Below are 7,734 nucleotides of genomic sequence, written 5' to 3'. Positions count from 1 at the left end.
ACCCAGATGGTGGCCAGGTAGTTCACGCCGCCGGACTGGGCGACGGACTTGGTGTAGCCGAATTCCGTGTAGGCGTCGCACTCATTGCCCAGACGGTATTTCATGGTATTGCCGCCCAGACCGAAGCAGCCTTGCGAACCGCCGTCGCCCGAGGTGTTGCTGCCGGCGCCGGCGCGCAGGTAGCCATGGAAGCCTTCGGAGTCACTTGGATACATGGGGTCGGCGGCAGCGGAACCGCTGGCGATGGCTAAGACGATGGCAGCCGGCAGTGTTTTCAGCACGGCCTTCAACATGTTGCGATGCAGCATGGTAAGTCTCCTCAGTAGTTATTTTTTATCTAGTCATTCGTGGCCGAATGTACTGGCCAGAATTCTTTCCAGCAGGGACATAGTAACTATACTACGAACAAATATCAACATATTATGTTGTAATCCTACGACTACTCTGCGACACTTTATTTGCGCCCGCATTTGCCGTTTGCAGGCACTGCCTTTCATGGCAACGTGCCCGTTTTTCACCCGCCACATGAGCATCTGCAAGGCGGGGCTGCATTTTTCGGCACGCGGGACGTATACGAATTAAAATCCTTGGTTTTTGCCCATAACGACAGTGCGCCGCCACGACAGCGCACGCAGACGAGATAAAGCACCGCCATGAAAATTGATGAAAAAATGGAAGTAGCAGGCAGCGACCCGGCGGAACGCTTCAGCGACGGCCCGCGCCTGCTGGCCGACATCGGCGGCACCAATGCCCGCTTCGTGCTTGAGACGCGCCAGGGCCACCTGGAAGCCGTCGCCGTGCTGCCCTGCGACGACTACGCCTCGCTGCTCGACGCCATCACCGCGTACATGGACAGCAGCGAGGCGCGCGCCGCCGGTTCGGCGCGCGTGCGCCATGCGGCCATCGCCATCGCCAATCCCATCGACGACGACAATATCCGCATGATGAACCACCACTGGTTCTTCTCGATCGAGGCCATGCGCGCCGCGCTGGGTCTCGATACGCTTCTGGTCGTAAACGACTTCACGGCGCTGGCCATGGCCCTGCCCTACCTGCGGCCGGACCAGCGCCAGCAGATCGGCGGCGGCATGGCGCGCGCCGACAGCGTCATCGGCTTGCTCGGTTCGGGCACGGGCCTGGGCGTGTCGGGCATGATCCCGGCCGAAGACCGCTGGATCGCGCTGGGCAGCGAAGGGGGCCACGTCAGCTTCGCCCCCTGCGACCAGCGCGAGATGGACGTGCTGTCCTTCGCCTGGCGCGAGCTGTCGCACGTCTCGGCCGAACGCCTCGCCTCCGGACGGGGACTGGAACTGATCTACCGCGCCCTGTCGGAGCGCGCCGGCCAGCCCGACGCCCTTCCCTTGCTGGCTGCGGAAATCACCAGCCGCGCACTGAACAACGAATGCGAAGTGTGCCTGGAAGCGGTGGACTGCTTCTGCGCCATCCTCGGCTCCATCGCCGGCAACGTGGCCATGACCCTGGGCGCGCTGGGCGGCATCTATATAGGCGGGGGCATCGTGCCGCGCCTGGGTCCCCTGTTCGAGCAGTCGCAGTTCCGCGCCCGCTTCGAGCAGAAGGGCCGCCTGAACGAATACCTGGCGCAGATTCCCACCTTTCTGATCACGGCCGAACTGCCGACTTTCCTCGGCATCGCCGCCATCCTCGCGCAAAAGCTCAAGCGCGCCCATTCCGGCGCCCCCGTGCTCGAATCCGTGCGCCAGGCGCGCGGCCGCATGAGCCCATCCGAATGCAAGGTGGCCGACTGGGTGCTGAAGGAGCCGAACGCCATGCTGACCCTGCCGATTGCCGAAATTGCCCAGCGCGTCGGCGTCAGCCAGCCGACCGTGATGCGCTTTTGCCGCTCGATCGGCGTGCAGGGCCTGGCCGATTTCAAGCTCAAGCTCGCTTCCGGCCTGACGGGCGGCGCCATCACGGTGGCGCACTGCCACGTGGAGATTTCGGACTCCGACGCGGAGCTGGCCCGCAAGGTGCTGGGCAATAACGCTTCGGCCGCGCTGGCCCTGCGCGACATGCTCGACGTCAAAGCGCTGACGGCCGCCATCGAACTGCTGCGCGGCGCGCAGCGCGTGGAATTGCTGGCCGTGGGCAGCGCCCGCGTGGTGGCCGACGACATGCAGCAAAAACTGCTCAACCTGGGCATCGTCAGCAGCTTCTTCACCGACCCGCAGGCGCAGGAAATGAGCGCCGCCATGCTGAAACCGGGCGACGTGGCGCTGGTCATTTCGCGCTCGGGCGCCCTGCCCGAGCTGTTGCGCACCGTCAAGGTGGCGCAGGCCTGCGGCGCACGCGTGCTGGCGATCACGGCCAGCGGCTCCCCGCTGGCCAAGCTGGCCGACGTGCTGCTGACCCTGAACCACCCGGAAGGCAATCTCAATTTCGTGCCCATGATCGTGCGCCTGCTGCAGCTGATGATGCTCGATATCCTGTCGGTGGGACTGGCGCGGCGCGATACGGCGCAGCGCACCAGTGCGGCTGAACTGGAAGTAGGACAATTGCACGGCATGCGCATCAGCGGCAAGCTGAAATTCGGTGGTCACCTCGAGTAAGGCGGCATCCGCCGCCCCCGCACCGGACACGGCCAGCGGCGCCACCGTGCACGACGTGGCGCGCCTGGCCGGCGTGTCGGCCATGACGGTATCGCGCGTCATCAACGGGCGCGCCAGCGTCAGCGCGGCCACGCGCGACAAGGTCGAGGCGGCGATTGCCACCCTGCGCTACCAGCCCAACCTGGCGGCCAGGGCCGCCCGCACGGGCACCCTGCGCATCGGTTTGCTTTACAGCAACCCCAGCGCGGCCTTCCTCAGCGAATTTCTCGTCGGCGCCATGGACCAGTGCCGCCAGGGCGGCGGCCAGCTGCTGCTCGAACGCTGCGAAGACCTGGACAGCCAGCGCGCCGGCATCGATTGCCTGGTGGCGGCCGGCGTGGACGGCATCCTGGTGCCGCCGCCCCTGTGCGATTCGCCCGAAGTGCTGGCGCAGCTGAACCAGATGGGCATACCCGCCATCGCCGTGGCCACGGCCCGCCCCTCGCCCGATGTCTCGGCCGTGCGCATCGACGATTACGAAGGCGCGCTGGCCATGACGCGCCATCTGCTCGCGCTGGGCCACCGCGACATCGGCTTCATCGAGGGCGACCCGGCGCACACGCCCGCCCTGCTGCGCCGCCAGGCCTTCGAGGACGCCATGCGGGAAGCGGGCGTGCGAGTGCCGCCGCAGCGCGTGGCGCAAGGCTATTTTACGTATCGTTCGGGACTGGACGCGGCGCGCCGGCTGCTGGCGCACGCACCGCACCCCAGCGCCATCTTCGCCAGCAATGACGACATGGCGGCCGCCACCCTGGCCGTGGCGCACGGCATGGGCCTGCAGGTGCCGGCCGAATTGAGCGTGTGCGGCTTCGACGACACGCCCGTCGCCACCACCGTCTGGCCCGAGCTCACTACCATCCACCAGCCCATCGCCGACATGGCGCGCGCCGCCGTCAAGCTCGTCATCGATGAAATCCGCCAGCGCCGCGCGGGAGAAACGGCGCCCGCCACGCATCACCTGATGGCGTTCACCTTGATGGAACGGGCGTCGACGGGGGCATGCGGCCCCCGCTGACCTGCCCTTAGCGCACCACCGTGCGCTGCGCCAGCGATTCCACCAGCTCCACCGACGGCGGCGAGCCGCCGGCCGCCAGGCAGGCGCCCGCCCCGGCCGCGACGGCAAAGCGCAAGTGCTGGCCGCCGTCCGCCCCGGGCCGGTACATCAGGCTGTACAGCAAGCCGCCGATGCTGGCGTCGCCCGCCCCCACCGAGTCGACCACCTCGATGACGGGCGGCGCCGCCTGCCAGACTTGCTCGCCCCGGTACAGGGCCGCGCCCTGCGACCCACGCGTATACAAATACGTGGCCTGCGGATTCCAGCCGCGCAGGGTAGCGAATGCGCCGTCGATGTCGTCGTGGCGGAACAGGCCCGCCAGGTCTTCGTCCGACACTTTCACCACATCGGCCAGCTCCACCATGCGGCGCAGGGTGGCGTCGTAGCGCTCGTCCATCATGATGCGGAAGTTCGGGTCATAGCTGATCTTCACGCCAGCGGCCTTGAGTTCCTGCGCCAGCGCCACCAGCTTGCCCGCCAGCGGTTCGCGCGCCAGGCTGATGCCGCCGAAATGCACCCATTGCGCGCCCTGCATCCAGCCGGCCGGCAGCTGCGCCGCGTCGAAATGCAGGTCGGCGCTGTCGTCGCCGATGAAGTAATACGTGGGCGGATGCAGTTCGTGCACGATGGCCAGCAGCGGCGACTTCGCGCGGCGCTGCAAAAAGCGCATGTCCAGGCCCGCCGCGTCGGTCGCTTGCGCCAGCGCGTCGCCGAAGACGTCGAGGCTGACGGCGCCGGCAAAGGCGCTGGGCACGCCCAGGCGCGCCATCACGCGCGCCACGTTCCAGGTCGAGCCGCCCACCTGGCTGCGCCAGGCGTCCGCGCCCGTGCGCAGCATGTCCGTCAGCGCCTCGCCGGCCGACACAAAGGCTGGGAAAGCGGCGCTCATGCGGCACCTTTGAGCACGTTCAGCACTTCATAGCAGGCGCCCATGGTGTGGTAATCGGTCTTGCCGGCGGGGCTTTTCTCGTTGCTGATTTTCTGATTGTCGGGCGTCAAAATACGGTACCAGGCGCCGTGCTCGTGGTCGACGAAGTGCGTCCAGCTGTAATCCCATATCTTGTCGTAGCTGCGCCAGTAGGCGTCGTCGCCCGTGCGCGCGGCCAGCACGGCGGCGGCGGCAAAGCTTTCCGCCTGCACCCAGAAGTATTTGTCGCCATCGCAGATTTCGTCCTGCGGGCCGAAACCGTAGTGGATGCCGCCATGCGCGCCATCCCAGGCCCTGGCCAACGCCGTGTCGTACAGTGCGCGCGCACGGGGCAGCAGCCAGCCCGACGGTCCCGCCATGAATCTGGCGTGGCGCTCCATGATCAGCAGCAGCTTGGCCCATTCCGTGAAGTGGCCGGGCTGGTAGCCCCACGGACGGAAGATATTGCTCTTGTCGTGCAGGTTGTAGTCCCAGTCGATAGACCAATCCGGCTTGTAGTGTTCCCATATCATGCCGTTGGCCAGGCCCGCCTGGCGCACCGTGATGTTGTGCGCCAGCGTTTCGGCGCGGTGCAGATATCTCGCTTCGCCCGTCGCCTCGAACGCGGCCAGCATGGCTTCGCAGGTGTGCATATTGGCGTTCTGGCCCCGGTAGCCGTCCAGCGTGCTCCAGTCGGCGCTGGCCACGTCCGCATACAGGCCGTGTTCGGGCAGCCAGAAACGCTGCTCCATCAGTTCGAACGTTTCGTCCAGATACGCGCGCGCTTCCGGCACGCCGGCCTGCAAGGCATGCGCATAGGCGAGCAGCACGAAGGCCAGGCCGTAGCAGTGGTTGGCGCCGTCCTCCACCATCTTGACGCCATCCTGCCACTTCAGCTGCCAGGCGTAGCCGCCCGTGGCCGGGTCGCGGTGCACGTCGCGCAGGAAGGCCACGCCGTGGCGCAGGGCCGCCTGGTAATCGTCGCCGCCGAAATGGCGGTGCGCCATGGCGTAATTGAAGATGAAGCGCGTGCTGCTGACCAGGTGCCGCGTGGCAGCGTCGTAGACGGTGCCGTCGTCGAGGAAGAAGTGGTAAAAGCCGCCGCTCGGGTCAAACGCGCGCGGGTGGTAGAAGTGCATCGTGTGCAGGATATGCCCTTCGAGCATCTCCCTGGAGCGGAAATCGGGATTCATGGGTCTCTCATGATATTGTTATCGATAACAATGATGATAGCATGCCGTTTCCGCCCCGTCTCGTCCACTTAGGGCGTCCTGGCCGGCTTGAGTTTTTCACGCCACAGCGCCGCCTTGGCCGGGTCGGTCGCCTGTCCCAGCTCGCCCTGATCGTACACCTTGACCAGCCGTTCGATCGCCTCCAGGTCGCCCTGCTTCGCGGCCAGCCGATACAGCTCGAAGGGCTGGGGCGCCGGCCCTTGACGCGTGGGGCCGCCGCGCCCCTGCTCCAGCAGGCGCGCAAAACCCGTCTGGCCGGGCGGGCTTTTCGCGATGGCCGCCATTTCATACCAGCCCAGCGCCGCCTCGTCGCTCTGCGGCACGCCCCGCCCGACTTCATACGAATAGGCGACATTGTTCAAGCCGGGCGGATCGAGCGCCTTGGCCGCCCGCATGTACCAGCCGAACGCTTCCCTGCGCTGCGCGTCATCGTGCGCCGTCATCATCAGCCGGTAGCCGATTTCATTGTAGGCGGGAATAAAACCTTTTTCGGCATAGAACTTCAGCCAGTGCAGCGCGTGCGCCTGTTCTTCCGGGCTGCTGTGGATGTTTTCAAAGTGCTGGGCCACCGTGAAGTTGGCCAGTTCCACGCCTTGCGCGGCGCCCTTGCGCGACCAGTATTCGCCCAGCGTGCGGTCGATGGCCACGCCCTGGCCCAGCGTATAGGCCACGCCCAGGAATGCCTGCGCCGGGCCATGGCCGCCCTCGGCCGATTTCCGCATCCACGCCAGGCCGGCGTCAACGTCGCGCGGCGTCCCCTCGCCCTCGTGCAGCATCTGCGCCAGCTCCAGCTGGGCGGCCGTATCGCCCCCTTCGGCGGCGCGGCGCATCTTGTCGAAGGCGGCGACCTTCTCCGGCGACAGGTCGGCCGGGCGGTTGATCACGGCCTGCACGCGGGCGCGCATGGCGTCGAGAGCGGACAGGTCGAATTCGGCCAGCGCCGGATGCTGGCGCGGTTCCTTGGTCGATTCCTGCTGCGCCAGCACGGGCTGGCCCAGCGCCAGGGTCAGTAACAATACGATGGTCTTCATTTCTTCTCGCTTTCCGCCAGCCTGGCGCGCCATTCGGCGGCGTCTTCGGCATTCGCCTGTTGTCCCAGTTCACCCTTGACGTACACGTCGAGCATGCGCCGTATGGCGGGCAAGTCGCCGCTCCATCCCGCCCGCTCGTACCAGACCAGGGCCAGCTTGTCCGACTGCGCCACGCCCAGGCCCAGTTCATGGGCGCGGGCCAGGTTGCGCATGCCGGCCGGTTCCTTTTCACGCGCCGACCTGTAAAACCAGTGGAAAGCCTCGCCCCGGTCCTGCTCGTCGGCGGCTGCGCGCATCAGGTGTTCGCCCAGCGCGTTATAGGCAGGAATAAAGTGTTCTTCGAGCGCGGCCTTCTTCAGCCAGCTGATGGCCAGCGCCTGTTCTTCGGCAGGGCTGTCGCCATCGATGAATTCCAGCGCCAGCATGGTTTGCGCCAGTGCGTCGCCCTGCGCCACGCCCTTGCGCAGCCAATATTCGCCCTGCACGCGGTCGATGGGCACCTTGCCGCCCACCGTGCAGGCCAGCCCCAAAGCTGCCTGCGCCGGCGCATATCCGCCTTCGGCCGACTTGCGCACCCAGGCCATCGATAGCGCCGTGTCTTGCGGCGTGCCGACGCCCAGCTGCAGCATGCGCGCCAGCTCCAGTTGCGCCTCCACGTCGCCCGCTTCGGCCGCATGCCGGGTTCCGGCAAATTCGGCGATGCTCTCCGGGCTATGGCTGGCCGCATCGGCCCGCGCCTTGATGGCGATCAACTGCAGGTCGAGCAAGGCGGGCGAGGTTTGCGCCAGCACAGGCAGCGGCACTAGCAAAGGGAGCAACAACAGTAATTTCCTGGTCATGCGGCGGTGTCGAAAGGAAGAAAACACGCATGGTAGCCGATGCCATGCGGGACAGGCGCGCACGG

General features: G+C 66.6%; 7 protein-coding genes. 2 read left to right on the top strand and 5 right to left on the bottom strand.

The features are described from left to right. The coding region (locus BXA07_RS20265) for a carbohydrate porin (protein ID WP_139335669.1) at window positions 1-308 on the bottom strand (308 nt) is incomplete at its 3' end. A gap of 345 nt (window positions 309-653) precedes the next feature. Here BXA07_RS20265 and BXA07_RS20260 point away from each other — a divergent pair. Both BXA07_RS20260 and BXA07_RS20255 read left to right on the top strand, forming a co-directional pair. Further along, window positions 654-2,567 carry a glucokinase gene (locus BXA07_RS20260; RefSeq protein WP_076570265.1) on the top strand — a complete coding sequence of 638 codons (1,914 nt, stop codon included), beginning with the start codon at window positions 654-656 and terminating at the stop codon, window positions 2,565-2,567. Then, complete coding sequence (locus BXA07_RS20255; protein WP_076570264.1) at window positions 2,551-3,621, top strand: LacI family DNA-binding transcriptional regulator; 1,071 nt, start codon at window positions 2,551-2,553, stop codon at window positions 3,619-3,621. The genes BXA07_RS20260 and BXA07_RS20255 overlap by 17 nt, the downstream gene beginning before the upstream one ends. Window positions 3,622-3,628: 7 nt before the next feature. Here the strand turns inward: BXA07_RS20255 and BXA07_RS20250 are convergent, their stop codons facing one another. From BXA07_RS20250 to BXA07_RS20235, 4 genes are all read right to left on the bottom strand, one after another. Beyond that, window positions 3,629-4,549 carry a carbohydrate kinase family protein gene (locus tag BXA07_RS20250; protein WP_076570262.1) on the bottom strand — a complete coding sequence of 307 codons (921 nt, stop codon included), beginning with the start codon at window positions 4,547-4,549 and terminating at the stop codon, window positions 3,629-3,631. After that, on the bottom strand, window positions 4,546-5,760 hold the full coding sequence (locus tag BXA07_RS20245) for an AGE family epimerase/isomerase (RefSeq protein WP_076570261.1): 1,215 nt from the start codon (window positions 5,758-5,760) through the stop codon (window positions 4,546-4,548). Before BXA07_RS20245 ends, BXA07_RS20250 begins: the two co-directional genes overlap by 4 nt. Window positions 5,761-5,828: 68 nt before the next feature. Then, on the bottom strand, window positions 5,829-6,830 hold the full coding sequence (locus BXA07_RS20240) for a tetratricopeptide repeat protein (protein ID WP_076570259.1): 1,002 nt from the start codon (window positions 6,828-6,830) through the stop codon (window positions 5,829-5,831). After that, complete coding sequence (locus tag BXA07_RS20235) at window positions 6,827-7,651, bottom strand: tetratricopeptide repeat protein (RefSeq protein WP_170909699.1); 825 nt, start codon at window positions 7,649-7,651, stop codon at window positions 6,827-6,829. The genes BXA07_RS20240 and BXA07_RS20235 overlap by 4 nt, the downstream gene beginning before the upstream one ends. Window positions 7,652-7,734 lie beyond the last annotated feature (83 nt).

The organism is Janthinobacterium sp. TND4EL3, from assembly GCF_900156175.1.
GTDB lineage: Bacteria > Pseudomonadota > Gammaproteobacteria > Burkholderiales > Burkholderiaceae_D > Janthinobacterium.
The sequence above is the reverse complement of the archived record's forward strand: the minus strand, read 5'-3'. Positions and strand labels throughout refer to the sequence as shown.